This window comes from Desulfomonilaceae bacterium (assembly GCA_041662605.1).
GTDB lineage: Bacteria > Desulfobacterota > Desulfomonilia > Desulfomonilales > Desulfomonilaceae > CAJBEZ01.
In genome coordinates this window covers 149,036-175,949 of the sequence record JBAZSD010000003.1, presented here as the reverse complement: position 1 = coordinate 175,949, position 26,914 = coordinate 149,036, and the positions used below count along the sequence as shown (strand labels likewise).

The 26,914-nt window shown below is 46.0% G+C and carries 19 protein-coding genes and 1 other RNA gene; 14 read left to right on the top strand and 6 right to left on the bottom strand.

Annotated elements, in window-relative coordinates:
* Positions 1-77: 77 nt before the first annotated feature.
* Complete coding sequence (locus WC647_03640) at positions 78-3,050, top strand: SUMF1/EgtB/PvdO family nonheme iron enzyme (GenBank protein MFA6221385.1); 2,973 nt, start codon at positions 78-80, stop codon at positions 3,048-3,050.
* A gap of 152 nt (positions 3,051-3,202) precedes the next feature.
* Positions 3,203-3,607 (top strand): hypothetical protein, encoded by a 405-nt coding sequence (locus WC647_03635; protein ID MFA6221384.1) that lies wholly within the window; start codon positions 3,203-3,205, stop codon positions 3,605-3,607.
* An 8-nt stretch (positions 3,608-3,615) separates the two neighbouring features.
* Here WC647_03635 and topA read toward each other — a convergent pair whose 3' ends face one another.
* The 4 genes from topA to WC647_03615 all read right to left on the bottom strand — a co-directional run bounded on the left by topA (position 3,616) and on the right by WC647_03615 (position 11,679).
* On the bottom strand, positions 3,616-5,934 hold the full coding sequence (gene topA / locus WC647_03630; GenBank protein MFA6221383.1) for a type I DNA topoisomerase: 2,319 nt from the start codon (positions 5,932-5,934) through the stop codon (positions 3,616-3,618).
* 237 nt (positions 5,935-6,171) lie between these two features.
* Entirely contained in the window at positions 6,172-7,308 is a 1,137-nt protein-coding gene (dprA, locus tag WC647_03625; GenBank protein ID MFA6221382.1) for a DNA-processing protein DprA, read from the bottom strand.
* A gap of 100 nt (positions 7,309-7,408) precedes the next feature.
* Positions 7,409-7,987, bottom strand: coding sequence for a hypothetical protein (locus tag WC647_03620; GenBank protein ID MFA6221381.1), 579 nt, complete (start codon positions 7,985-7,987; stop codon positions 7,409-7,411).
* Positions 7,988-8,283: 296 nt separating this feature from the next.
* Positions 8,284-11,679 (bottom strand): SIS domain-containing protein, encoded by a 3,396-nt coding sequence (locus tag WC647_03615; GenBank protein ID MFA6221380.1) that lies wholly within the window; start codon positions 11,677-11,679, stop codon positions 8,284-8,286.
* A 216-nt stretch (positions 11,680-11,895) separates the two neighbouring features.
* Here WC647_03615 and WC647_03610 point away from each other — a divergent pair, with 216 nt between their 5' ends.
* From WC647_03610 to WC647_03585, 6 genes are all read left to right on the top strand, one after another.
* The gene (locus tag WC647_03610) at positions 11,896-12,558 is read left to right on the top strand and encodes a histidinol phosphate phosphatase domain-containing protein (protein MFA6221379.1); all 663 of its coding nucleotides are present in this window, start codon (positions 11,896-11,898) and stop codon (positions 12,556-12,558) included.
* A gap of 154 nt (positions 12,559-12,712) precedes the next feature.
* Entirely contained in the window at positions 12,713-13,624 is a 912-nt protein-coding gene (sppA, locus tag WC647_03605) for a signal peptide peptidase SppA (GenBank protein ID MFA6221378.1), read from the top strand.
* A 137-nt stretch (positions 13,625-13,761) separates the two neighbouring features.
* Positions 13,762-15,219: an IMP dehydrogenase gene (guaB, locus tag WC647_03600; GenBank protein ID MFA6221377.1), complete on the top strand. Its 1,458-nt coding sequence runs from the start codon at positions 13,762-13,764 to the stop codon at positions 15,217-15,219.
* 20 nt (positions 15,220-15,239) lie between these two features.
* Positions 15,240-16,277 (top strand): N-acetyl-gamma-glutamyl-phosphate reductase, encoded by a 1,038-nt coding sequence (argC, locus tag WC647_03595; protein MFA6221376.1) that lies wholly within the window; start codon positions 15,240-15,242, stop codon positions 16,275-16,277.
* 47 nt (positions 16,278-16,324) lie between these two features.
* Positions 16,325-16,894: an AmmeMemoRadiSam system protein A gene (gene amrA, locus WC647_03590; protein MFA6221375.1), complete on the top strand. Its 570-nt coding sequence runs from the start codon at positions 16,325-16,327 to the stop codon at positions 16,892-16,894.
* Positions 16,895-16,958: 64 nt separating this feature from the next.
* The gene (locus WC647_03585) at positions 16,959-17,723 is read left to right on the top strand and encodes a YIP1 family protein (GenBank protein ID MFA6221374.1); all 765 of its coding nucleotides are present in this window, start codon (positions 16,959-16,961) and stop codon (positions 17,721-17,723) included.
* A gap of 3 nt (positions 17,724-17,726) precedes the next feature.
* Here the strand turns inward: WC647_03585 and WC647_03580 are convergent, their stop codons facing one another.
* Positions 17,727-20,033: a heparinase II/III family protein gene (locus WC647_03580; protein MFA6221373.1), complete on the bottom strand. Its 2,307-nt coding sequence runs from the start codon at positions 20,031-20,033 to the stop codon at positions 17,727-17,729.
* A complete protein-coding gene (locus tag WC647_03575) occupies positions 20,030-20,596 on the bottom strand; it encodes a hypothetical protein (protein MFA6221372.1) in 567 nt (188 codons plus the stop codon). The genes WC647_03580 and WC647_03575 overlap by 4 nt, the downstream gene beginning before the upstream one ends.
* A gap of 282 nt (positions 20,597-20,878) precedes the next feature.
* Between WC647_03575 and glmU the strand changes: the two genes are divergently transcribed.
* The 6 genes from glmU to WC647_03545 all read left to right on the top strand — a co-directional run bounded on the left by glmU (position 20,879) and on the right by WC647_03545 (position 26,829).
* Positions 20,879-22,270 carry a bifunctional UDP-N-acetylglucosamine diphosphorylase/glucosamine-1-phosphate N-acetyltransferase GlmU gene (glmU, locus tag WC647_03570; GenBank protein MFA6221371.1) on the top strand — a complete coding sequence of 464 codons (1,392 nt, stop codon included), beginning with the start codon at positions 20,879-20,881 and terminating at the stop codon, positions 22,268-22,270.
* A gap of 25 nt (positions 22,271-22,295) precedes the next feature.
* Positions 22,296-23,222 (top strand): tRNA-dihydrouridine synthase, encoded by a 927-nt coding sequence (locus WC647_03565; protein ID MFA6221370.1) that lies wholly within the window; start codon positions 22,296-22,298, stop codon positions 23,220-23,222.
* Positions 23,219-23,548: a helix-turn-helix domain-containing protein gene (locus tag WC647_03560; GenBank protein MFA6221369.1), complete on the top strand. Its 330-nt coding sequence runs from the start codon at positions 23,219-23,221 to the stop codon at positions 23,546-23,548. The genes WC647_03565 and WC647_03560 overlap by 4 nt, the downstream gene beginning before the upstream one ends.
* A gap of 577 nt (positions 23,549-24,125) precedes the next feature.
* Positions 24,126-24,307: non-coding RNA, 6S RNA (gene ssrS / locus WC647_03555), on the top strand.
* Between the two features lie 212 nt (positions 24,308-24,519).
* On the top strand, positions 24,520-26,088 hold the full coding sequence (gene rny, locus WC647_03550) for a ribonuclease Y (GenBank protein ID MFA6221368.1): 1,569 nt from the start codon (positions 24,520-24,522) through the stop codon (positions 26,086-26,088).
* 9 nt (positions 26,089-26,097) lie between these two features.
* Entirely contained in the window at positions 26,098-26,829 is a 732-nt protein-coding gene (locus WC647_03545; protein ID MFA6221367.1) for a hypothetical protein, read from the top strand.
* Positions 26,830-26,914: the final 85 nt, after the last annotated feature.

The following is a 26,914-nucleotide window of genomic DNA, read 5'->3' as shown; positions in this document are numbered from 1 at the left end:
GCTGAATGACAGATTTTGCCAGGTTTCAAAAATCCGTGAGCAAGTCTTTTTCGACATTACTGTCGGGGGGAATCCGCGTGTCATTTTTACTGTTTCTTCAACTGCTGATAATTGTTTCCGTCGTTGGCGATCCTGGAGCGTATTTGGCCGCCTCGGATTCCACGAATGAAATTTCCTGGAACCAAGGGTCCAAGAAATTGGAAGTAAGCCCTGGGAAGCTTTATGAGGCTGTTTCAGGATACTTTGAGGGCCTTCATAGGCCTGCGTCACAGAATTCTCTCGGATCCAATAACAACGGAACGGAGCAGAAACGAGATCCCCAGAGGATTTTATCCCAGCGGATAGACAATTCCCAACTCTTAGGCTCCGAGTTGGGTCTTGTCCGGCGCCGCATTCAACGAGGGGAATGGGAATTATCTTCCATGCCCTTAAGCAGGGCTTTGAGGATCGCGGACCTAACCGACAAAGAAACCGTTCAAGCCATAACGGACAAACTTCAGAAAACAAAAAACCTCGCTGAACTCAGAACCGCTTCTCCGGGAGCGATCGGGTCCGAAATTGTTAATTCTATAGGGATGAGACTTGTTCCTGTGTCTTCCGGGGGATTCACCATGGGGAATTCGCCGTCCGAAGTAAGGCGCGTCAGAGCTGAATGGAATGTTCCTGAGAATCTGGTCGAGCCTGAAACCCCGGAACATACGGTCGAGATCTCCAGACCGTTTCTTATAGGAAAATATGAAGTGACGGTAGGGCAATTCAAGCAGTTTGTAGCTGAAACGGGGTATCACACAGTTGCGGAGACACAGGGTTGGGGATGGGGATATAACAGCGAAGAAAAGCGTTGGGCCAAAAAGAGCGGTCTTTCCTGGAAAAACCCCGGATTCCGGATTTACGACGATTATCCGGTGGTCATGATTTGTCATGTTGACGCGGAAGCTTTCTGTAAATGGCTTAGCGGAAAAGAAGGCAAAAAGTTTGGATTGCCTACTGAGGCCCAGTGGGAATTCGCGGCCAGAGGAGGCAAGAATGGAGAGAAGTTCTCTTGGGGAAATGATTATCCCGATGGACAGAAACTTAATTTCGCTGATAGGAACTGCGAAGTCGCCTGGGCCGATCGAACAGTGAATGATTCGTACGGTTTTCTCGCTCCTGTCGGAAGCTATGCCCCCAATGGATTTGGGCTTTATGACATGGCCGGAAATGCGTGGGAATTATGCAGCGACTATTTTGATCCCAAAGAATATAAGAAAACAGGGGCAGGAGGCACAGCAGATCCTCAGGGACCTAAGACCGGAAAGACTAGGGTCGCTAGAGGTGGAAGCTGGGCTTTTGACGCCTGTGAAGCCAGAAATGCCTTTCGTTTTGGGGTTGACCCAAGACTTTGCGTTGATGTTAGTGGTTTTCGAGTAGTAACAATCCCGGACTCGACGGATAAAGCCCTCCGGGCCGTGGGCTCAGAAGCAAAGGCAAATACGGGGATGTCTGATGAACAGGCTAACGCACTCTTTAATCGTGTTAAGGATTTAGTGAGGGATGGAAAGCGCCTGAAGGCGTCAAGCCTGGTAGACAAGATTCCGGACGTTCAGCCTGTGAAAAATGGCGCGGTAGAGGATGTGTCGGGTTTTGTGAAAAACACCTTAAAATCATTCATCGACCAGACGAAGGATAAGTCATTTGAGTCTTTCAGAAATTTCCTAGGCATGAAGATGGTGAGAATTCCTGAAGGATCTTTCGTCATGGGTAGTTCGGAAGCTGACATAGCCTGGGCCATGAACGTTTTGGTTAGAGGCCAGCCGATCTCGCTCGAGAATGAATACCCTTTTCACAAGATCAGGATCTCCAGACCTTTTTTTATGTCAGCTACTTCTGTGACAGTAGGGCAGTTTCAGGCCTTTGTGAATGACACGGGTTACATTACCGACGCGGAAGAGGACAAAGGCGGCGAGGTTTTTGACGTCAAGAACAATCGTTTTAGCAAAAAGGATGGAAGTTCCTGGCGAAATCCAGGTTGGACGGTGGAACCCGATCAGCCGGTAACCATGATTTCATACAATGACGCTGTGGCATTTTGCGAGTGGTTATCAGCCAAAGAACGATCGCCTTACAAATTACCGACAGAAGCCCAATGGGAATACGCGGCGCGCGGAGGTCTTCCCATGACTCAGTTTTCTTGGGGAGATCAACTGCCTGATGGCAGAAGGGCTAACTATGCCGACAAGAATACGGATTTCGAATGGAGAGACCGAGATATTGACGATGGGTACAAGAATGTGGCTCCAGTCGGAAGCTACGAGCCAAATGGTTTCGGTCTTTATGATATGTCCGGAAATGTCCTGCAGTGGGTGAGAGATTTCTATGGGGAGGACTACTATCGGTTTAGTCCTGAAATTGACCCGGAAGGCCCGGGTCATGGTGAAAACCGCATAATGCGGGGTGGTGACTGGACCTCAGGGGCAGTGAGTCTGAGATGCGCTTTCCGGGGATGGGCTAGGCCTGACCTGGCGCTCTATAATGGGGGCTTTCGCGTAGTGATCGACACCGATTCTCCTCAACGACCGTTTCATTTCAGTGAGAATTTCTTGACCCAGGAGTGGGTTCCCAGCCCTGTTCAACGTGATGTCGCAAAGGCTATCGCAAAGGAAGAAGAACTTAGTGTTAAACGTTCCGGTAGTGCTGATAAAACATCGGTCGCTCAAGACGATGAACCGTTGACGCACGGCGTCTTGATAATAGAATTTAGTCCCAAGTCGGACGCTAAGCGATTCGGCCTGACAAAAGGAGACGTAATCGTTGAATATGACGGAGTCGTCGGACTTAGCTCGGAAAAGCTGATAAGTCTAACTGCCCGGACGAGGAAAGAGCGTAGGAAGCCAGTGATAAAGTTTGTCAGGGATGGCTATGAATATTCTGTTCATGTTCCACCAGGATCCCTAGGTGTTTCTATCATGGATACCGTATTACGGGGGCCGTTCAAATCGCGCGAAAATGATGAGAAACGTAGTCCGCAAAATGACCATGACAACAAGGGCAAGAGAAAGGACTGGACATGAGCGCGCAGAGATTTCCAGCATAGGAAGTATTTGATCAAGATTTTGGAATTGACAAAGGGCTGGACGTTGGCCTAAGTCAGTTCGCAGAAAAAAAGTGGATTTTAAAAAAAAATGTGATAGAGGGGAGCTAAATCTGTAACTGGGAGATGCTGATGAAAAAGGCTTTTTTAATATTTTCTACTCTGGTTTTGATATTATCCATAGTTGATTGTTCACTGGCCCAGGACAAAACTCCAAAGCTTATTGCAGTAAAGCCGGCCTACAATCAAGCGTCCTACACCCCCCAGAATTCAGAGCCCGCCCCCAACCTTCAGGCGCAATACGATGATCCGGCCCCAAGAGACCAGCTATATGTTTTCTGGCTACTAGGCAGGCTGATCAGTTATCCTATCGACAAGGTTGAGTCATACGTTTCAAAAAAGCTGTATCCTGTCGAACAACCCAAAGCCGTTCCTGCTGCAGCCTCAGGCTCCGTTCCAAGTCCTTTTGAGTCGATTAATCGGCGAGAAATCCCTCCTGCTCCTCCGGTTGAGGGCAAGAGTGTACGCGTCAGATGACCAAAAAACTAAGGCTGGTCGTTGAGGCTCTGCCTTGCGTTACATTTTGGACAATGTAGATACCGCCCGTCTTTTTTGGAGACCTTCTCTTCCATTATTGGTGAATCGCAATCCGGATTTGGGCACTTCATCGAAACAGGTTTATTCCACATTGAGAAGTCGCATTTCGGGTACTGGTCGCATCCGTAGAATGATCTGCCCCTCTTGGTTCGTTTTTGAACAAGAGTTCCTTCGCTGCATTTAGGGCAGGTGGTTCCTGTTGACAAGGGGCCTGAACCTTTACATTCCGGGTATCTTGAGCAAGCTAGGAATGGTCCTGATTTTCCCTGTCTCATTACCATCGGAGCCCCACAGGAACACACTTTATCAGTCGGAGTAGGAATTGACGCTCCAGCCGATTCAGAGACCAGTTTCTTAGTATACGAACAATCAGGGTAAGATACGCAACCCAAAAAGAGACCGTAGCGTCCAGCTCTTATGAAAAGCTGGTTTCCACATACCGGACATTTCCCTTTCGTAGGTATTCCATCTCTCTTGACGCTTTTCATGGTTTTTTTGGCGTCAAGAAAAGCAGAATTAAAGGGCGCATAGAACTGTTCGAGAATGTGAGTCATCGTCTCTACGCCCTCTTCAATTAGATCCAGGGATGATTCCATCTCCGCTGTGAATTGAGGGCTGACAAGGTCAGGAAAACTGTCGATCAGTAATGAAGCGATGATCTTCCCCAGCACAGTGGGCTCAAATTTCTTGTCTACCAATTCGACATATTTGCGCTTTTGTATAGTTGTAACAATTTCGGCGTAAGTTGAGGGACGCCCGATGCCACGCTCTTCAAGTTCTTTTATTAGTGAAGCCTCGTTAAAAGCCGGGGGCGGTTGAGTGAACCTCTGCCGCGGAACAAGGGACTGCGCTTCCAGAGCGTCACCACTGCGTAGATCCGGTAAAATCACTCCGGTGTTTTCTCTGCTGTCTATTCCGCTGGTCGATTCTTCATCAGATGATGCCGAATAAATCCTAGTGAATCCGTCGAATTTCATAATTGAACCGGTCACTCTGAACAGCAAATCACCCGCTGAAATGTTAGCAGTCGTCATATAATAGATAGCGGCGGCGGCCTGACTCGCCAGGAATCTGTTCCAAATAAGGCTGTAAAGGTCTTTCTGCTGCTTATCCAGAAAGGAGGCCACCTTCTCAGGCGTGAATTCAAGGGATGTCGGACGAATAGCCTCATGTGCCTCCTGTGCGCCCTTTTTACTTTTGTATATGTTTGGTTTTTCCGGCGCATATTGTGGGCCGTAGTTTTTCGACAAAAAATCTTTCGCTGCGGTCATGGCCTCTGGGGCGATTCGAGGATCATCTGTTCTCATGTAGGTTATTAGCCCTATAGAGCCTTCTTTGCCGAGTTCAATTCCTTCATATAGCTGTTGAGCGATGCGCATTGTCCGGTTCGGGGACATTCGGAGTTTTCTAGACGCCTCTTGCTGCATAGTCGAAGTAATGAAAGGAGGAGACGGTTTACGGGTTCTTTCCTTCCGTTTTACTTCAGTTACTTTGAAAACCTGGCGACCAGCGTAATTTGTGATCTCAGAAGCCCTGACGACATCATCAATCTCAGCTTTTTGACCGGCGATTTCGACCAATTTGGCCTCAAACGGCGAAGAAGTGTTTTTGACCAGATTGGCTGACAGAGTCCAATATTCAGCAGGAACAAATGTGTCAATCTCAAGTCGTCTGTCCACAATGAGTCTCAATGCTACTGACTGGACTCGCCCGGCGCTCAAACCATATTGGACTTTGTCCCATAAGAGTGGGCTGATCTGGTAGCCCACGATGCGGTCCAGAATTCGTCTGGTCTGCTGGGCGTTGTACCGGCTAGGGTCGAGCTTAGAGGGATTAGCTACCGCTTCTTTTATTGTTTTTTCGGTCAGTTCATTGAACCGTACTCTAAAGACCGAACCAGCGGGTTTGCCAAGTTCTTCGCTCAAGTGCCAGGCGATAGCCTCGCCTTCTCTATCAGGGTCTGTGGCCAGCAGCACGCGTGACGATCTTCGAGCGATGCTTTTCAGTTCAGCAATTACCTTCTCTTTTCCGGGGATGATTTCGTAGTGAGGTTTAAAGCCGGAATCTACATCAACTCCCAGAACTGGACCTGTCCATTTCGATCGTCCATTTGTTTGGTCTTTTGATTTTCCCGCTGTTTGCGGTAGATCTTTTACATGTCCTACGGAGGCTTTAACTTCGAATTCGGACCCGAGGTATTTCTTGATAGTTTTGGCTTTGGCGGGAGATTCCACCACAACTAGAGTCTTTCCTGATGAATCTTTCATCCTATTCCCTAAAAGTATATTTCATGGGTGATGAACGGTTTATGCCGGCTCCTGAATTATCAATCGATTTGAAACATGGTTGTGTTTCGTCGAGATGAAAAGCTTTAAGAGCAATTGGATAAACTGTCAACCAATTTCATTTCATTCCTTATTTACCCAGTCTCTGCGATCGAACGACAAATTCCGTCGACTTATGTCCTAATGTTGAAATCTGTGGCCTAATTTCTCAAAGTCAAGTCATGGCTTAGCTACCGAGAACATCTTACCAGGACTCTGTCTGACAAGGCCGAACATCTCGAGTTCGAGCAGGGCCCCCAGAAGTTTCCCAGGTTCGAGTTTCAGTCCCTCACAGATGAGATCGATCGGAGTAGGATCGAGATCCAAAAAATTAAGGATTGTCTTCGCTGTCTCTGAAATCTGGATATTGACCGAGGACTCTATGGCTGGTTCATCTGGATCCTTATTTTTATGGAATCCACATGTTTCCAAGGCATTGAGGATGTCGTCTGCGGATTCTACCAAACCAGCTCCCTGTTTTATGAGGTGATGAGGCCCTCTGGAACGTTCATTGGTAATGTTTCCAGGAACGGCAAAGACGTCTCTGTTTTGTTCCAGCGCATGGAATGCCGTGATCAGGGATCCACTTTTCTTTGCCGCCTGTACAACGACAACAGCCTTGGACAGCCCCGACACTATTCTATTTCTGCGAAAAAAATTTGTTTTCAGCGGCGCCACGCCAGGTCGGAATTCGGTCATTACCACGCCATTTTCCGAGACTCTCTCGATCAAACTTTCATTTTCTCTAGGATAAATAACATCTAATCCACATCCGAGGACGGCTATAGTTCGTCCGCCTTCTCTTAAGGCGGAAAGATGACAGGCCGTGTCAATACCTCGAGCCAGACCGCTTACTACCGTGACAGATGACCGAACAAGATCTCGAGTTATCGACTTGGCAAATTCGAGGCCATACCTTGTTGGATTTCTTGTCCCGACCATGGCGACTGCTTTGGAATCATCAGTAGAGAGTGAGCCTCGTACAAAAAGAAGAGCCGGCGGGTCATATATATCTTTTAGGTTCCTCGGGTAGTCTGGGCTCCATCTGGTGATAATTCGGGCTCCTAGCCGCTGGAGGGTTGATATATCCCTTTCTATCTCTCCAGTAGCTGGTTTATAAGATATGACCGAGTCGGCGACACGCTCCGACAACTTGGCTTTTTTACATATTTCATATCTCGAAGCGTCTAAAGCTTCAGCCGGCCCACCAAAAGCCTCAATCATCTTGGCGATACTCAGTGGTCCGACCAATGGAATTCTTTCAAGAGCCAGCCAGGCAAAAATGTCCTGCTCAGACTCGTATTCTCGCTGGACCATTTGTAGGTTCCCCCCCTGTAAAGTTTCTAAATTTGCAATTTAAGGAGCGTTATCAGGTATGCTTGTCAATGGCAAAGCATGAAATTTTCTTTGTCTGTGTTCAACTCGTGTGGCCGTCAATTGATAAAAATAGATCAGCGTCTGAAAAATGGGAAGGTTCGGGAAGTGAAATTGGAGCTATCTCGCTACCTTTGATAATCGATGAGCCGCAATCCAGGATTATCCCCATGATTAGGTCACAGCCAACACTTGTGATCTCTATTTGGCCCAGAATTCTACCTTGAGAGTTGGATCCCACTACCCGATGATTCAAATCGTTTGAATGCCTTGTCTCGTTTATGATGCAAAAACGATCGCCTTCCCGGATCAGTCCACGTTTTGTATCCGCAATCTTTATATAGACGAGATCTCGTTCGCCGTAGTATTTTTTTGTTCCGGAGGGTGTATCGACTATTTTGCCCCAAGATAGCGAAGGAACGTTGATTGTTGGATTTATTGGGTTTCCAGCCATCCGATGGGCTTGGTCATTTGTGGGGCAGAAAGAATTCTCTGCAAAACTTGTAGCTGGCATCCAAAACGATAAAATGACCAGGGACATCCCAGAGAGAGTTTTAATTCGACTTTTAAAATCTACAAGTAATTGTTTTGATCGCAACCTTTTCACTGCGCCGCCATCCATGAACGCCCTCTGATGTGAGACCGCTTTACCTGAATAAATAGCGATAAGTATTGATTTGTGATACTTATTGGCTAAATTAACATAACGGGGCTCCGCAAGGCTAACTTAATCCATTACTTTAACTAATATAAATAACAAATTGAATTGTAATATGATTATTGTGAAAAGTCAACGGAGAATTCAGACTCGTCTAGTAAGAGGGTACCGAGCCCTTCAGGATAGAGGGCTTGGTACAGAGCTGGAAATATTGAGAGTCGATCTAAAAATAAAACTGATCCGACAGATCTTGCTGATGTTTAGCAGGATACTGCCAGGACCAGCGAATCTATGGAAGCCAAAACAAGGTCTCTAGGCGCTATTCTTTGCGCAAAATCTTCTATGGAACAGGAACTGGCTTGTTCCTCAAGTTTTTCCACAACATCATGAAATCTTCCGCCTAGCGCCCTAAGAACGTTTATCTTCTGTGAGACAGAAGCTCTAGTTGCGAATTCCACATGCAATAGAGCTAGGTATTGGCAATCACTGGAATTATCTCCGAAAAGTGGAAGGACCAGAAGACTTTCCTGGCCACCTTTTCCTGAGCTCCAGACAGCCCTACGAAGTCTTAACGCGGTTCTCTTACTTCCACCTGCTGGGTTTGGAGTATCATATCGAGATGGTTTCCCATCAGAGTGTCCATATTTTGCAATAACCTGTATTGGGGCAATTTCACCGGTCGATTCGGTAGGTTTACCGGAATCTCCCACTTTGTAAAGCATACCTCCCTTTACATTCTCAATCACTTGGGAGAGAACTTTAAGAACTCTCTTGTCTTGTTCCTTTAGCCACCCAGGTTGAGCGCCCAAAATCTCGAGTGCTTTTAACAATATTGAGGGGAGTGAATCCTGAGGTCGAGAAATACCCACAGTAACAGTTTTAGCCTGGTGCCGAATGGAGTCTATTGGCCGAGTCATTTCGTCTACAGCTTTGCTGAGAGTCAAAATCCCCTCATTGATGAGAAGTTCACGATCTTCCGGCGTTTCATCGCTCAGAAGCAGCTTATCCGAATAGAGGGCCATTGCGGCCGCTGTGGAAGCCGGGAGCGACGCGTTCATCTCGCCATTGGAAATTGATTTCATGGCGGTTTGGAATCCTTTTTGAACATCAAGACCGTTCCACGTTTCGGGTCGCTCGAGAAATGTCGTCAACAAAGATCTAATATCTCTCAGACTCTTGGCCTGGGTATCAATAGCCTTTGCGGCATGAAAACCCCAGAGGTGGCCCGCTACTGTCGCTGTTACAAAGTCGAGCCCAGCGCCCACAACAGGCAATTCCACAATACTTTCAGCGTGGTCGAGAAAGCGTTTTTCTCCTTCAGCGCAAAAAACCAAGGGTTTTCCGGAGTGGGCCTTGAATATTGCAACTTCCTTGGCGGTGTCCTGAACAATTTGATCCGGAAGATCATTCGCTACGACCAATGTGAGAGGTTCTGTGGAAAGGTCGATATGCTTCTTGTCTTCCGTGAAGTCGCAAGGTATTGATTTATAGCAGAGTTCACTGAGTTTAATTCTGATTTCATCTGCCGCTATTTTATTTGGCCCATTACCGACAACGGCCCAGTTTCTGCTGCTGGGTCCGTAAAGCTCGGCCGAACGTTTTATTTTCTGACCCTGTTTCAGCACAGACTCTATCAAGTCCGGTAATTCTTCGAGAGAACAAACTTCCTGATAGATCTGTTCATCCGACAAACTGTTGAATTCTTTTGCCAGGAGCATCGCTGTCACTTTTCCAGCGGCTATTTGTGAATAAAAAGCCTTGGTTGACGCAACGGCCATTTCTACATCGCGACCATCACTGGTATAAAAGTGGGAATTGGATTTTGAAACGAGGGGAGAATTACGTCTGTTCACAATTGCATGAATCCAGGCGCCCTGGGCGGAGGCCACATCAACCGTTCTATTCGTGTCTGTAGTTGTTCCGCTCTGCGAGATAGCTATAAGTAACATGTCGTTAAGAGATTGCTCAGGGAAGAAACCGGACAGTTCAGAGGCCTTGCAAGATCTCACAAGGATTCCCAGGCCCTCAATGGCCTTTTCAATGAGATATGCGACTCCCTTGGCTGCGACGGACGCAGTTCCCTGACCAATTACCATGATTCTCTTTATTCGTGGCTTAGTGGTATCACGGAGTCTGGACACCAGTGATTCAAATGCCCCGTGCCCGCCATCCACGAATTCTATCTCCCTACCCTTTTTTTTGTATTTGCCCTTTATTGTTTTTCTTATACTTGAAGGAGCCTCGTGAATTTCCTTCTCGAAATAATAAGCGAAATCGCCCCTGTAGATATCCCTCGAATGGATATAAATAGGCTCTTTTTTAATTTTAAACGGGGAGCCGTCTTCCAGGAAATAGGACTGGAGGTCAAGACCCGATTCAGTGGAGATGACTACCTCTGATCCACCTTTTTCAACACCGGACAGAGCCATGGACTTTCTTGTCCAGGCGGCTAAACCGTAGACCTCGGATGCCAGTATAAAACCGTCAATGGGTTCACCTATGAATAGGCTCTGTCCGCTCCCCTTCTGCCCCATGACCAGTTGATCAGGAAACAAAGGGTGTTGCATTACTACCGCAAGAGATCCATCGCAACTATTCATCAATTCGGCGAATCTTTTGAAATGAGGCTGGGAAAGGCTTGTCCCCAGCCTGTAGAAAACGGGAAGGATTTTCGCGTCGGTAGTCACTGAAGGCTCGATTTGATATTCCCGAGAATGGACAAAGTTTTCAACAAGATAATGATAGTTGTCCACATCACCATTCAGAACAAACTGAGCGTTCCTATCATCTATCGATTGAATATCCTCTTTCTTATATAATTCCCCGTCTACGGGATGACAGTTGGAGAGACTTATGATGCCGTTAGAAGCCCACCTCGTATGCGCTATTATATTGATTTTATGGGTTAGCGCCGAGATATCCCACAATAGTTCATCATTTCTCACAGCGTTTCTTATGTGCTTGGTGTTGTCACCCAGATGACCTACAAGGTTTGCCACTTTGTAAGAGAAGTTGAGGGATAGCCGTCTGGACGGCAACTTGACCCCTTGAAAACTGATGCTGACTCCATTTTTTATTCGCGAATTTTTCTTGAGAACCTTGTCTATTCCCAATTCCTTAACTAAAGAATCTCCAGCCGTCATAATTTGAATTGATATGCCGGCTGAATCTCGTCCTCTGACTTCAAGTCTATCGATATTCTCGAGTACTCTTTCTATTGCCCAGGCCACAAACCGTTGGGGGCGACCCGATCCTTTTGAGAGATGATCTGGGTTGATTAGTTCATTGGTACGTGCGACATTTTTAATTACTTCCGCCCTAATCTGCCAGATGAAGTCACCTATATCTTGGCTAAGAGATTCAATTTCTTCTGTTGAGGGTTCTTTCGATAGGCGTTCGAGAGCCTTTTCCAATAATTCGGCCAGGTACTCAACCTTGGAAAAGAACTCAGCATCAGAAACTAGGGAAAAATGAAACGAAAACTCCATCAATTGATCGAAATGCTGGATCAGGTGGTCAACGGACTCGCGCAATGTGGACATTTCAAACGATCCGACTGGCATCCCGGAAAGCGGCCCTATAGTGTGTTCGATCCAGTTAAGATCACTATTTTTCTTCCATACCTCATTACTCAGGAAACCGGCAATTCCGCACACGTTGTTTACCTCTTAATAATTGTTAACTTAAACATAACATAATGGTCGGATCTCGTTAAATTAGGACGGCTCAATAATTTTTCGGTCTCGATCTGAAACAGGCGCTTGCCTGAGACTTGAATTCTAGATTATAAGCTTGATTATTGGAAGCCCTTTTTGCTCGGATCATAAGCAGCCGTATTGGATGATCCCCATACACAGAGGAGGATTTTGAGCATGATAGATTTTCACACTCACACACTGTTTAGCGATGGAGTTCTAGTGCCGAGCGAGTTAGTTAGGAGGGCGGAAGTAATGGGTTACCGCGCCATAGGCTTGACAGACCACGTCGACTCGTCAAATTTGGAATTCGTGGTTCCAAGAATTGTTCGGGTTGCGCAGGAGCTAAATAAGAATCAGAGAGTATTCGTTGTTCCAGGGGTTGAAATTACCCACGCTCCGCCTGCTCAGATAGCAGAGTTAATTGTTGAGGCCAGAAAACATGGAGCAGTATTGGTCATTACTCATGGGGAATCCCCCGTGGAGCCGGTGGCCCCAGGGACAAATCATGCGGCGATTTTGGCTGAAACGGATATACTTGCCCATCCCGGCATGATTTCGGAAGAAGACGCAACCCTCGCCAAACAGAAAAATGTTTTTTTGGAAATCACATGCAGATCTGGCCATAGTCTAACAAACGGCCACGTTTTCAGGATGGCTTTGGAAAGTGGCGCCCAACTGGTTATCAATACGGATACTCATACTCCTGACAACCTTATCACCGACCAAAAGGCTGACGTTGTGTTGAGAGGGTCGGGGATGACCGGGCGCGAAGCGACGAGAGTTTTGGACTCTAACGAGAAGCTTCTTGATGTTTTGAAGGCACGAATGGATTGGTAAGCGTATATTTCACTACTTCTTTCCATCGAATTGAATTAATGACGGAACGTTACTTGCGACAGCAACTATTTTCTGATAATTTTTTCTTTTCCAATTATTTAGGTTAAACTTCTATGAAGAATGACGCCTCTCGATTTCAGCGGGTGAGAATTAAATGAAAAAATCCAGGCTTGGTGTTTCTTTGGCTTTCGTTATGGCCGTAATGGTAATTTTTGTTATTATTGTAATGACGCTGTCCCGCTTTCTAGATACTGAAGACCGATCTTCTGGAATTTCTGAAATCCTGGATTATGGAAACAAGATTGGGGTAATAACTATAGAAGGAACAATTCTGACTTGTGACGAAACTCTCAAGGAAATGAAAAAGTTCAGAAAGAAATCCTCTATAAGAGCGATTCTGTTGAGGATCAATTCACCGGGAGGAACAGTCGCTCCTGCTCAAGAGATCTACAGGGAAATTGAAAAAGTCAGAAAGAAGAAACCAGTTGTGGCCTCCATTGAAACGGTGGGAGCTTCAGCGGCCTATTATATCGCCTCCAGCGCCGACAGGATTGTGTGTTCAAAAGGCTCAATCACTGGTAGCATAGGGGTGATAATGATGCTGCCGGATATACATAAAGTCATCGAAAAGATTGGTGTAAATGTAAATGTGATCAAGGCCGGCGCTTTCAAAGACATCGGATCTGGGATCAAGCCTCTGGACGATCAAGAGAGGGACATACTTCAAAATTTTGCCAAAGAAGTTCATGAGCAGTTCATTTCTGATGTGCTTCAAGGCCGCAAGGGAAAAATTGAAGAGGATAAGTTACGTGAAATAGCTGATGGCAGATTTTTTACGGGACAGTCTGCTAAGGAATTGGGGTTGGTTGATTCGATGGGGAATTTCTACGACGCTGTGAAAGTCGCAGCAAATTTGGGTGGAATTAAGGGAGAGCCTGAACTCGAGTACCCGAAGAAAAGGTGGCCCAGTTATCTTGATCTTTTCATGGATTCAGCTTCCAAAAGCCTAATGAAAGGAATGGAATACATTGCTACGACCAGAAATCAAGCGCCGATTCCGCGTTGATAGAAATTTGGTTAAAATATTCAAGTCGTGTAAAACCTATTGACTGAGTTTTATTATTTTTTCTTAGGTTGTTTGAAATTAACCTTGGTTAAGGACCAGAACCTGAACAACACTTAGACTAAGATGGAGAGTTATTGATGGTTGTCCATGAATCTTTGACTTTTGATGATGTTTTTCTAGTTCCCTGCTACTCGGAGTTGTTACCCTCCGAAGTTGACGTTCAAACCAGTCTTACGTCAACGATTGCCTTGAATATTCCAATCGTTAGCGCTGCGATGGATACGGTTACGGAATCGGAGATGGCTATCAGTCTGGCTCGTCAAGGAGGGATAGGCATCATCCATCGCAATTTGGGAATTCCCGAGCAGGTTCGGGAGGTTGATCGGGTAAAGAGATCAGAGTCCGGTATGATCGTAGATCCGATAACTATACACCCAGAGCAAAAGATATCGGATGCTCTTCAAATAATGAAAAAATATCACATCTCCGGAGTGCCTGTAACGGTTAAGGGCTATCTCAAAGGTATACTCACCAATAGGGACCTCCGTTTTATCGAAGACCTCGATCTCAAAGTCGAAGAAGTGATGACCAAAGACAACCTGATCACAGTCGATGAGAAAATAGGTATTGAGGAATCCAAGGCCCTCCTTCACAAGCATCGAATTGAGAAATTGGTAGTCGTTGACAGCGAGAATCGCGTTAAGGGACTTATTACTATAAAGGATATTCAAAAGGCGATCATGTACCCGAGTTCTGCGAAAGATGAGTTCGGTAGGCTTCGGGTAGGCGCAGCTGTCGGCGTTGGGCCTGATCGAGAAGAACGAGTGGAAGCGCTTATAAGGCGAGGAGTCGACGTCATTGTGGTAGACACTTCACATGGTCATTCAAAAAATGTGATTGAGGCTATTGGTGACATAAAGGCAAACTACAAAAACTGCCAGGTGATAGGCGGAAACATAGCTACTCCCGAGGCTGTCCGTGATCTTGTGAAGGCGGGAGCGGACGGAGTTAAGCTGGGAGTTGGTCCTGGGTCTATCTGTACGACGCGAATTGTAGCTGGCGTAGGAGTGCCGCAGGTATCCGCGATCATCGAATGTTCAAAGGTAGCAAACGAATTGGGGATACCCATGATTGCCGATGGTGGCGTAAAATATTCTGGAGATGTCACAAAGGCGATCGCAGCGGGTGCTAATACAGTCATGATCGGCGGCCTCCTGGCTGGCACTGATGAGAGCCCCGGAGAGTCGGTCCTCTACCAGGGACGATCCTACAAGTCCTATCGAGGGATGGGATCTCTGGAAGCCATGAAAGATGGCTCACGTGATCGTTATGGTCAGCACGAGGGAGTGCAAGAGCATAAGCTAGTACCTGAAGGAATTGTGGGTATGGTACCTGCCAAGGGCCCTGTCGCAGATTCGATCACTCAGCTTATTGGAGGTCTCAAAGCCGGGATGGGGTATCTTGGGGCAAAGACTTTAGATGAACTTAGGTTAAAAGCAACGTTTGTAAAAGTAACCGCCTCTGGACTGAAAGAGTCACACGTCCATGATGTTGTAATAACTAAGGAAGCCCCGAATTACAGAAGAGAATCCTAAGGGAGTTTAAAGTTCTAACCATGTTAAGCGCTTTAATATTTGGAGCGACCGGTTATACCGGTATTGAGTTGATCAGAATCCTTTCCAGCCATCCGGAAGTTCGCATAGAAGGCGGCAGTTCGAGGACATGGTCGAAACAAAGAGCTAGCGCCATTTTTCCATACATTTCCAAGAAAAACGATTTTCCCCTTATTGAGCTTGACGATCTCTTAGAGTCGCCCAAAGCCGATGTGGCTTTCTTGGCTCTCCCTCACGGGGATTCTGCCATAGCCGCCCGTAAACTGCTCAATGCTGGTGTCAGGGTTATAGATCTATCAGCGGATTTTCGTCTCAAAGACCTCGGGACGTATGAGCAGTGGTACGGGAAGCACAAGGACCCGGATCTACTGGGCAGATCGATATATGGGCTACCGGAGATTCGCAGAGAGGAAATTAAAAGATCTGAGCTAATAGCGAATCCCGGTTGTTACCCCTCCACGGTGATATTAGGGGTGGCTCCGACCATCGGGCTGCCGGGAGTAGATACTTCGTGTCCCATTGTAGATTCCAAGTCCGGAATCTCAGGAGCGGGTCGAGGAGCTAAACTCAATACTAGCTTTTGTGAATCGGGTGAGGGCTTCAAGCCCTATGGAGTATTAGGCCATAGACACATCCCTGAAATGGAACAGGAACTTTCTTTGTTGGCAGGAAATAAGGTTACTGTCAGGTTTACCCCACATCTCATTCCTGTGAGTCGTGGAATGGTCAGCACAATTTACTTGAAGACCGACCCACTATTAAAATCCGAACATTTAAGAGAAGTCTTCTGCGAATTCTACGAAGATGAGGACTTTATAACGGTCCTACCCCACGGAATATTTCCTGACACATCTCGAGTGAGAGGTTCAAATCAAGCTCATATTTCGGTGGAGATTGACGTACGAACCGATTACGCAGTGATTATGGTTGCGATTGACAATCTCGTGAAAGGGGCTTCTGGAGTAGCTGTCCAGAATATGAACCTAATGTTCGGTTTTGAAGAAAACACGGCATTGACAGCGCTCCCATTGTTTCCGTGATTTCCAATCATTATTAAACTTACTTTGAAGGCTACAGGGTGAATGCCATGAGCTCCAGAAAAAAACAAGTCGGCGTTGACATGGGATTGACTGACGAAGAAAAAAATGACCTTCTGAGATTAGTTGAGAAGGTTATTGAATGTAGATGTAAGGGCCTGAAGACCGAGCGATATGAGCCAAAATCTGAAAGACTTAAGGAAAAATGTGGCGCATTTGTAACGATTTATAAAAAAGGTATGCTCCGGGGGTGCATAGGATGGCTAAACGCCAGCAAGCCACTTTGTGAGACGATAGAAGAAATGGCTGAAGCCGCGGCTTTCAAGGATCCTCGATTTAGACCGATATGCGCGGATGAATTGGATTTCCTGGATTATGAAATATCTGTCCTTACACCTTTTCAAAGAGTCAAAGATGTTGATGAAATTCAAGTCGGTGTTGATGGTATTCTTGTGAAACATGGCGCTTGTTCAGGGCTGCTTTTGCCTCAGGTCGCAACGGAGCGTAATTGGGATCGAATTACTTTTTTGGAAGAGACATGCCGAAAAGCGTGTCTACCTAGGGACGCATGGAAAGATCCTGGGACCGAAATCTATAAATTCTCTGCGGATGTCTTTTGAAAAACGTAAGTTTGTTAGTCATGATGATCTCGTGATTTCAAAATGAATTCGCGAGGAGGCGACAGTGATTTGTCCAAAGTGCGGGAAAGAGTTTAATCCTTATCTGAGGCCCACTGAATTGTGTGAGGATTGTTTTGGAAAGACTGACGTGGGCGAACAGACAGAATTTTTTGAGCAAAGCCCTCCGTCCGGTTCAAGTTCTGCTGGCTTCAAAGGATATTGCCCTTGGGAGGACGAAGAGGGGCTCGGCTTTACTCGAGGTTTAATAGAGACGTTTAAGCAGTCTTTGTTCGATTCAACCAATTTTTTCAAGCGCTTGCCGCTTCAGGGGGGCTACAAGCTTCCGTTTCTTTATGCTCTCGTAATATCAAGTGTTTCTATTGTGATCGGATACACTTTTTCTGTTATGACCAATTCAACAGCATTACCTTTGATGATGCCCGAAGGAATGATGGTGGGCTCAAGAATAGGGAGCCTTATGTATATGCTGTTGATGCTGATTCTGGGAATTTTTCTGCATCCTCTTCTCTTGTTTCTTTGCCTGATGGTTCTTGGAGTTCGAAGCGCCTCTCTGGAATCGACATTTAGGATAAGCTGTTACTGTTTTGGGCCTGAAATCTTTCGCTCAATTCCATTTGTAGGTTGGCTGATCGCCGGGATTTGGCAGTTTGTCATTTTGGTGATAGGTCTGAGAGAAGGATTCCTGATAGGAACCGGTAGAGCTGTAATCTCAATCATGTTACCGTTGATAATCGTTCTCTCTGTCGTCGTTGTCATCATAATGATGGTTGTTGGCAAACTGATGGCATTTCATGCCTTCCTGTTCTGATGTCTAGTTGGAATTCCAGCATCCATGAATTGTCCAGCAGAAAAGAGCGGGCAGTTCTATTAGTGTTTTACAACGGACCGAATAAGACGCTTTGTCAGTCCCTCCTACCGAAACCCATCCTCTAAGAGGATTGATACCGCCTCTCACAGTGTCGAACTTGCTGGGTTCGTCGGGCATTAACTTCTCGATAACTAATTGCGAGTATTCATTGGATGCGATTATTTTAAATGGTTCGGCCAACCGGACGCTTTTTACATGATGGGAAAACTGCCAGTTATGAACAATGTCATGAATCCCTTTTCCTGAGACGTGTTCAAAAAGAACCCAGAATGAGTTTCTATAAAGAACGAGGCCTCGTTCCAGTGAACAACTATTGCCGTGCTTGTCGAGCAATTCATGGGAAACGCCAAAAACAGCGATAGAATTCTCTTTTTCGAAAGCCTGAATTTTGTCTCGGACTGATTTGATTCGTTCGGAAATTCTCGCAGTAGATCTCGTCGGTTCGACACCGTCAACAGTTAGAATATTGTGGAACAAGCCTGACCGATACTTTGAGGTTAAAGGATCTGGAGCATACTTGGTTATTCCGGGATCGACCAACCATGGGAATTTTCTATCAAAGATTTCTATTGAAAGGACATCGTTGTGGACGTGAAAAGCTCCGGCTGGTCCAGCTCTAAATAGGCCCCATTTTTTCTCTTTTTTTTCAGTTCCTTTTATCACGCATATACCCGAATCTGGGAAACAACAAAAATTCCGGTTGGGAGGTTCCCCTTTAATCCCTTTGGTAGCTACCCACTTAAAATCCGATCTGTTGAATATGTGAGCCGCTCTGGCGAAGAGTTGACAGTAGTCCCTATCAAAACTCCCTGAATCATTTATAGAAGGCCACGTAAAATCGGGTCTCGCTATATCCATTAAATATTGAAAACTCTTTTCCAGCGGCTCATAAAATAGCAGGGGCAAAGGGACACCAACGGCTTCAGCCACAATCCTCACTTCAAGAATCGAGTGGATACAGATCGCGTGATAAAGCGTAGAAATCTCAAAGTGCGACGAATCGTCAAAAAATTGTCTGTCGTGTTCCTGGGCCAATCTTTTTATGCCCGTTTCCACCCATCGGTTTGCCTGTTTTAATTCTGGGAAAATCATGCCTGCACAGGCAAGAGCCGCCGATTCAACTATCATCCAGTTGTTCGGATGGCCCTGGTGGTCCATAAGGCTTCGAGCGTGTTCCCAGACCGAGCGAAGCATTAAGGATTTGACGGCTTTGGGGAATGATTCGGCATTCCATAAAATTCCCTTCACCCAAAACCATTCTCTCAATCTCCACGCAACTGTTAGTGTTTCCCATGTCGGTCCTGCTCCTCCATTGGAGTTTATAGGAACAGGGCAATTTTGAATCCAATCTTCGAGGACGTTCAAGACCATTTGCATGGATGATTTATTCCCCGTGGTCACATAATCCTGAATCAGGGTTCGGAGAAAATGATGGCGGTTCAGAAAGTGCGGCCATTCAAGTTCGCCGGTAGGATTGGCATGCCATGGAATCCCGGACGGGAGGGATTGCCCCATTATTTTACCGTTTAGTATCTCTAATGCCGTTTCCAGCGGAAAAGAATGCGGCGGCTCTACATATAAACCCGGGTCCTGCGCTGAGAAAGGAACCCAGCTTGTTTTGCGACGAGCATTTGATCCATTCGGACTGGGAGAGCTGGGGCTGAAATTAGTCTTAGAGAAAGAATGAGAGTCCATCTCCTTGAGTAGCAGATGCTCCAGACCATCTTGAGACAGTCTTGGGCCTGCTGGGACAAGACGTTTTACGGCCTCAAGCTCACGAAATTCGATTTCAAATTCCCCTGGAGCGGCCGCGAATTTTTCAGTCTCAAAAATCAGATCAATTTTGGAAATATTTTCCCATCCGCGTGGTTTTCCGTAGGCTCCGAAACTTTCTACAGGAAAGTTGAGACAACATAATCTTCCAGGATAAAGGAACTCTCGGCCACCGGAAAATGATATCCCTTCTCCGTCTTTCTGAGGAACACCCGCTCCGTGGATCAGATTAAGTCCTACAAGAATAAGATGTTCTGAACGGTTGATAAGAGTTAGTCTCAGGGAATTGTAAGACTCGAGATTTGAAAAACGAGGAATTAAAGACAGAGAGATTTTTCCCTTGCCATGAATGACTGCGTGGGACGGTTCGGATCCTATCTCCTTAACTGTCTGAAGATCCCCATGTTTAACAAGTTCAGATCTGAACAGTGACAGGTCGGTGGCAAAGTATCGCTTTGGGATGTCCGGGTATTTCATTTAAGATCAGGACAATTTCTATTGGCAAACTTTTGGAATACTCTTAGAACGAGAACCGTAGGGTCCGATTCGATCAGAAATGGCGCTGCAGGAGTTCTCTTCGACCACAAAGCAATTTCGGACAACTGGTCTGATATTCCCCCACTTCCGGATAAAATCCCTATAACCTTTTCATCCGTAAATTCATCAAACGCTATAGTAAACTCGTTGAGAGTTCCGATGCCGCCACCTATGAACAGCGCAATATCAGCGCTCCTGACCAGAATAACGTTTCGCCCCTTGTTTCCCATTCCTGTGAACATCGTGACATCGCTGTCATAAGGATAGCAATATTTCTCCACATGTTCCTTTCTGTTCATGGCAGGGGAAACAGCGACGGTTAATCCTCCAACACTTCTGGCTCCCAGAGAAGCCCTGTGAGGCAAACCCGGGCAACCACCTGTAAGGACTATACCTTTTGTTTTGGCGATCTCACGACCTAATTGAAAGGCCATCTTGGATACTTCAGAATGTGTTGGTTCATGGGCCGAACCTAGAACGGCAAATTTGAGGGTTGTCAGCATCAATTTCTTAACTCCGGATTAGGGAATTTGGTATCGTGTCGTTAATTCGATCCAGGAAGAGAATTCTCAGTCAGGTTCGACCTCTTACTCTAACACATTTTTGGACGATTCCTTGCAGTGGGAAGAAGAGATCGAATTTACAACACGCGTCAGCAAAAAGGTTAAATGTTTTTGAACATGTAGGTTCGTCTTACTTTCACTGAGCCCAATTAACCTTGACACTTCTTCTACGAAAATATAATTTTCTAGTTTGATCTTTCTATAGAATGGATATCCGTAAACATGAAACATTATGGCGCTGTTATCCTTGCTGCCGGCAAGGGAACGCGTATGAAGTCGAATTTTTGTAAAGTGCTCCATCCAGTTGCTGGTAGGCCAATGCTAGCCTACGTTCTGGACGCTGTCAGGAGTTTAGACGTTGACAGAACAGTAGTTGTGGTTGGCCATCAGGCAGAAGAGGTTATGCTTCGGTTTAAATCCCGGAATCTTGATTTTGTGCAGCAGGAGCCGCAGTTAGGTACCGGACACGCAGTAAAGCAATGTTCGGCTTTGTTTGAAAAATTTGAGGGCCACGTGTTGATAATGTGCGGGGATACTCCGCTCATCAGGTCAGATACTCTAGAACGCTTTATGAGGTTTCACGACGAGAGATCAAGTTTGCTCAGCGTATTCACCACTCACCTAAAGAGCCCTTTTGGCTATGGTCGAATCATACGGGATGACGCGGATTACGTGGCAAAAATAGTTGAAGAAAAGGACGCTAGCGATTCTGAGAAGACTGTCCTTGAAGTAAACACCGGTATATACATTATTCAGGCCGCCCTGCTGTTCAACTTGCTGGGGAAAATTAAAGCTGACAACAGTCAGAAGGAATATTACCTCACCGATGTTGTTTCGGAAGCTAACAAAATCGGCGTCAAGGTTCATGCGTGCAACACAGAAGACTCTTCTGTTGTCGTAGGTGTGAACAGTAGATCTGATTTAGCGGTTGCCAACCATGCTGTGTGGGACCGTATACGACTAAGACTGATGTCGGATGGAGTCACTCTCCAAGATCCGTCATCCTTTTATGGAGATTTCGGAATATCCATTGGTCCGGACACGACAATTTGCCCCAATGTAATGATAACCGGAAACACTTCAATTGGAGAGGACTGCCTGGTGGAACCAGGTTGTTTGATAAATGATTCCAAGATAGAGCACAGAGTGCGTATTCTTTTGGGGTCCAAACTGGATAAAGTCGAAGTTCAGCACGATGTGTCAATAGGCCCTATGGCCCATTTAAGGCCAAATGCGAAGATTGGGAGAAACGCTAGAATAGGAAATTTCGTAGAAGTTAAGAACACATTCATAGGGGTTGGAACCAAAGCTGCTCATTTGACTTATCTTGGTGACAGTCATATAGGCGAAAATGTGAACATCGGTTGTGGCGCTATCACATGTAATTATGATGGAAAGAAAAAGCATCCTACGATAATTGAGGACAACTGCTTTGTGGGTTCGGACGTGCAATTTGTGGCTCCTGTCCGAATAGGTTCAGGTAGCGTCATAGGAGCAGGGAGCACTATTACCCGGGATGTGCCTCCGAATTCTTTGGCTGTTTCCAGGTCGAAACAAAAAGTTTTTCCTCTTCGTTTTGGACAGGGCCCCAATTCCAAAAATGAAGATCGGTAATCTAGACCTGGATGGAGCTGTTTTTATGGCTCCAATGGCGGGGATAACTGATCCCCCATTTAGGAGGATGATTCAACACTTCGGCGTGTCAGCTTTGTGGACGGAGATGATCAGTTGTGACGCAGTTGTAAGGGCTCATAAGATTTTGGCCACAATGGACATCAGGGACCACAGGGTTCCGGTTATTTTCCAAATCGTTGGCAGGGACCCGGAAATGATGGCTGAATGCGCAAGAATTATTGAAGATCAGGGCTCAGCGTCTGCGGTAGACATCAATATGGGATGTCCGGCCAGGCAGGTGGTAGGATCGGGAGGTGGAGTGGCCCTTATGCGAGATCTTGGGTTGGCTGGCAGAATCATTAGTTCCGTTAGAAATTCGATATCAATACCTCTTACCGTTAAAATGAGAACAGGTTGGGATGAAAAGAATAATATCGCTCCAGAATTGGCTAGAGTGGCAGAAAATGAAGGCGCCGACGCCATAATCGCTCATGGCAGAAGTAAGTCCGGTGGCCATACTGGTCCTGTATCTCTGGATTTGATAGGAGAGGTCAAATACAGGTTGTCCATTCCTGTTATCGGCAATGGAGGGGTGTCAAATGTTGAAGACGCCATTAGAATGGTACAGAAAACAGGATGCGATGGTGTTATGGTAGGGAAGGGGGCTCTCGGAAGTCCCTGGTTCCCGAGAAAGATATTGGAGAAGATGTTTGGTTGGACAGTCGGAAAGTTCGAAAACTCCATGAGTGAGATAATTGCTGCTCACTTCGAAGATCAGGTCAGGTGGGATGGAATTTTGAAGGGTGTGCAAAAAATGCGTAAACACTTGGGTTGGTATTCTAGAGCCATTCCCGGAGCTGCGGAATTCAGATTCCAGGTGTTCAGAGAGAACGCCCCTGAACGAGTTCTGGCGTTCATAGAAAATTTTTTTGGAAAGGTAAGGATTCCATGAAACTTGGGGAGAGAACGACCAGCCCAATTGCCGCTGGATCGGAAAAGTCCAGCGATGACCAAGGCTCTGGAGACCTCTGGAAAACGAGCATCGGAGATTCGTTAGATTCGTTGGTCGAGTATCTTGTTGACAATAATGTGGAAGGAATTCATCCTCTCATAATGGGAGAGGTCGAGAAAAGACTTATCATAAAGGCGCTGGAGAGGAGTCAAGGAAACAAACTCAGGGCCGCGCGCAGCTTGGGGCTAAGTAGAAACACATTTCATAGAAAAATTGAAAAGCTCAGGGAGACCTGCGCATTTGTCGGAATGGACCCGGGGTTGTGAAGTGAAACAACACGCAAGTCTTTGTTGGACGAGCCATTTAACAAATAACATCTATTAGTTACGCGGACAAACCATAGCCTGAACAGGTGTTTTCCGTCCAGATATAGCTTGACACCAACACTTAATAAAATATAATTAAATTAGATTCTGAGGCAGTTTTGAATGATTTGTGGATCGAGATGAAAAACGGCAAAGGGTGGTCAGAGACGAATTTCGAGTAGTTGGAGGCTTTTACCTGAAACAAGGGCAAGGAGTGGTTTCAAGATTTTCCGAGTCAGAAAACGACCAAGACTTTCAAGCGGTAAAAGTGACCCTCTTCGGCCGGCAATATAATGTTCGCGGTCACGGGGCCGGAGAGTATGTAGAAAAGCTTGTTGATTTTATCAACGCTCGGTCCGAAGAGATCAAGGAAAAATCAAAGGTTGTAACTACATTTGATCTCGCTGTGCTTACTTTGCTAAATGTAACTGATGAGTTTTTCCAGTGCAGGCAGACGATTCAGGATGGAATCGAGAAAGTGGAGGAAGAACAAAACGGTCTCTTAACTCCCTGTGATCTTGAAGAGACCGATGTCAAGATTCCCCTGCGCAGTTCGTGAGAAATAGAAAATTTTTGAGCCAACACTCGAAAATTGGGAACCGTACCCGATTGTGGTGAGCATGCCTGCCATCGAAGTAGGTAGCCTGAAACAATCGTCAGGATCCCACCTGGGAAACCAGGTTCAAAAGTTCTATTTCAACGGCTGATTGCGGGGGATACAACCAAAAGTAACCTGTATTTTGTTTTACACCCAACAACCGGGATGTGCGCTGAAGCCTCTGGATGGTAGTTCAGGGTTCTACATATAGAATTGAAATTAGTGATTATCGGCCTAATACTATAACCCTTGGACATTTAACAGAATGAGTCCCTCATCTTAGTCAGCTTCTCCGCCTTAACGTCCCGCCAAATAAAATTATACGGAGGGGGTTGTGGGTTCGATTCCCTTTTTTGTTTATGTGTTTGCTTTTTCAGCGATAATTTTGGGTCTCGGGGCAGGGTATGCGGTCGCGAGAGTTCTTGATAAAAGACGTATTGAATCAGCTAGGTCAAATGCAGATCAAATAGTCAAGAACGCCCAAAAAGAAGCGGAAACAATTAAGAAAGAAGCTCTGCTCCAGACCAAGGACCAATTGTTCCAGGCCAGAGCGGAACTCGAAAATGAAATCAAAGAAAGACGGTCTGAACTTTCGGCTAGAGAGGCTCGACTTCTCAAAAAAGATGAAAATCTTGAAAGAAAGGCCACTCAACTTGAACAAAAGGACGTTCAGCTTACCAAGCATGAGAGAGAAATTGATTCTAGTCAAAAGCGAATAAAAGACAAGGAACGTGAAGCAGAAAATCTTGTAAAGAAACAGCAGGATAAGCTTGAGACTCTGGCTGGCCTGTCAACAGCCGAAGCGCGTGAAATGCTTCTCAAAAAAGTTGAAGATGAAACCCGCATGGAGAGCGCCAGAATCATAAGGCAAATTGAAGAAGAGACTCAGGCTCAATCGGATAAAAAAGCTAAAGAAATCGTCTCAACAGCCATAGGTAGATATGCGGCTGATTTTGTGGCTGAAAGGACCGTTTCCGTGGTTAATCTGCCTAACGAGGAGATGAAGGGGCGAATAATAGGCAGGGAGGGAAGAAATATCAGGGCTATTGAAGCCGCTACTGGCGTAGACCTTATAATTGATGACACCCCTGAGGCGGTAATCCTTTCAGGGTATAACTCTATCAGGCGCGAAATAGCCAGAATTGCCCTGGAACGACTTGTTAACGATGGTCGTATCCATCCTGCCAGAATTGAAGAGATAGTAAAGAAAGTCACGCAAGAGATGGAGGACGCCATCGTCGAGGCTGGAGAGCAGGCGAGTTTCGATGTGGGTGTTCACGGGATTAATCCTGAACTCATCAAGCTTCTTGGTAAACTCAAATACAGGACTTCGTTCGCTCAAAACGTGTACCAGCATTCAATCGAAGTAGCGTTCCTCTGCGGCATAATGGCTGCCGAACTTGGGCTCAACCAGAAAAAAGCAAAAAGAGCAGGATTGCTTCACGATGTTGGGAAAGCGATAGATCATGAAGTAGAAGGGGCCCATGCCATTATAGGGGCTGACATAGCCAGACGTTATGGTGAATCCCCTCTGATTGTAAACGCGATCGCTTCTCATCATGGTGATGAAGATCCTACAAGCGCCATTGCCGTTCTGGTGCAGGCCGCTGATACGCTTTCCGCAGCCCGACCTGGGGCAAGACGCGAAATGCTGGAGAATTATGTCAAGAGGCTCGAAGATCTGGAACGAATTGCGGATTCCTTCAAAGGTGTCAGTAAATCTTTCGCCATCCAGGCTGGCCGGGAGATCAGGATCATTGTTGAAAATTCAAACATTCGGGATGAACATTTGACCTTGCTTGCCAGGGACATACGGAAAAAAATTGAAAAAGAACTTTCATACCCGGGGCAGATCAAGATAGTAGTTATTCGGGAAAGTAGAGCGGTAGAATATGCTAGGTAAGGATTGATAGTGACTTTTTCTGTCGACGACCTAGTTGAATTATCCGACGAGGAGTTATTGGTCTGCACGGTTTTTCCCGAGCTTGTCGGGGGTATGGCTCACGAAGTCGTTCAGCCTTTGAATGCTATATCCCTGACATGCGAGGTTTTTAGACTTAAATTTCAGAGGCTTGGCTTGGATGAGGCTGAAACTAAATTTTTTGAAGACAAGATAGTAACTATAAAAAATTTGGCTTTCAAGGCTTCCGAGGCCATTAGCGGTGTTAGGAAATACACGTGTTTGTCCACAACTGGCAGTGTGTCTGGGAATATCAAGACATCATTTGAAAGAGTATATGAACTCCGGCGGCAGCAATTCATCGCTAGGGGAATTGATGTAGATTTTCAAAAAGAAGGACCCTTTAGGGATTTGAGTATTCCGTCTGGAATTCTGGATCTCGCAGTAGGCCAATGTCTCGTTTCAGCTAGAAACCAAGTTGAATTCCTAGAATCCTCTCATCGAGGCAAAGACGCCAACTATGACAAGCGAATGGGGATTCGCTTGAGATCGACCCCAGAGGAGGATTCGGTTTCGATCAGGTGGGATCCCGGTAGATCTGAAGGTTGGAATCTTCTTCAGCAGATTCCGGCTCGTTCGAGGTTAGGCATGATTGCGCTAAGGAATCTTATCACCGAGTATAACGGGAATCTGGATGTCCACCCCGGGCAAATCAATGTGATTTTTCAGTCAGATTCTAAATAGTTATCCTCCGAAGCCTCTCTATTCTTCACCTTGTTCAATAAATGTGATAATATTCGTCAGAGTTTGGGTTGGACGCAATCGACTG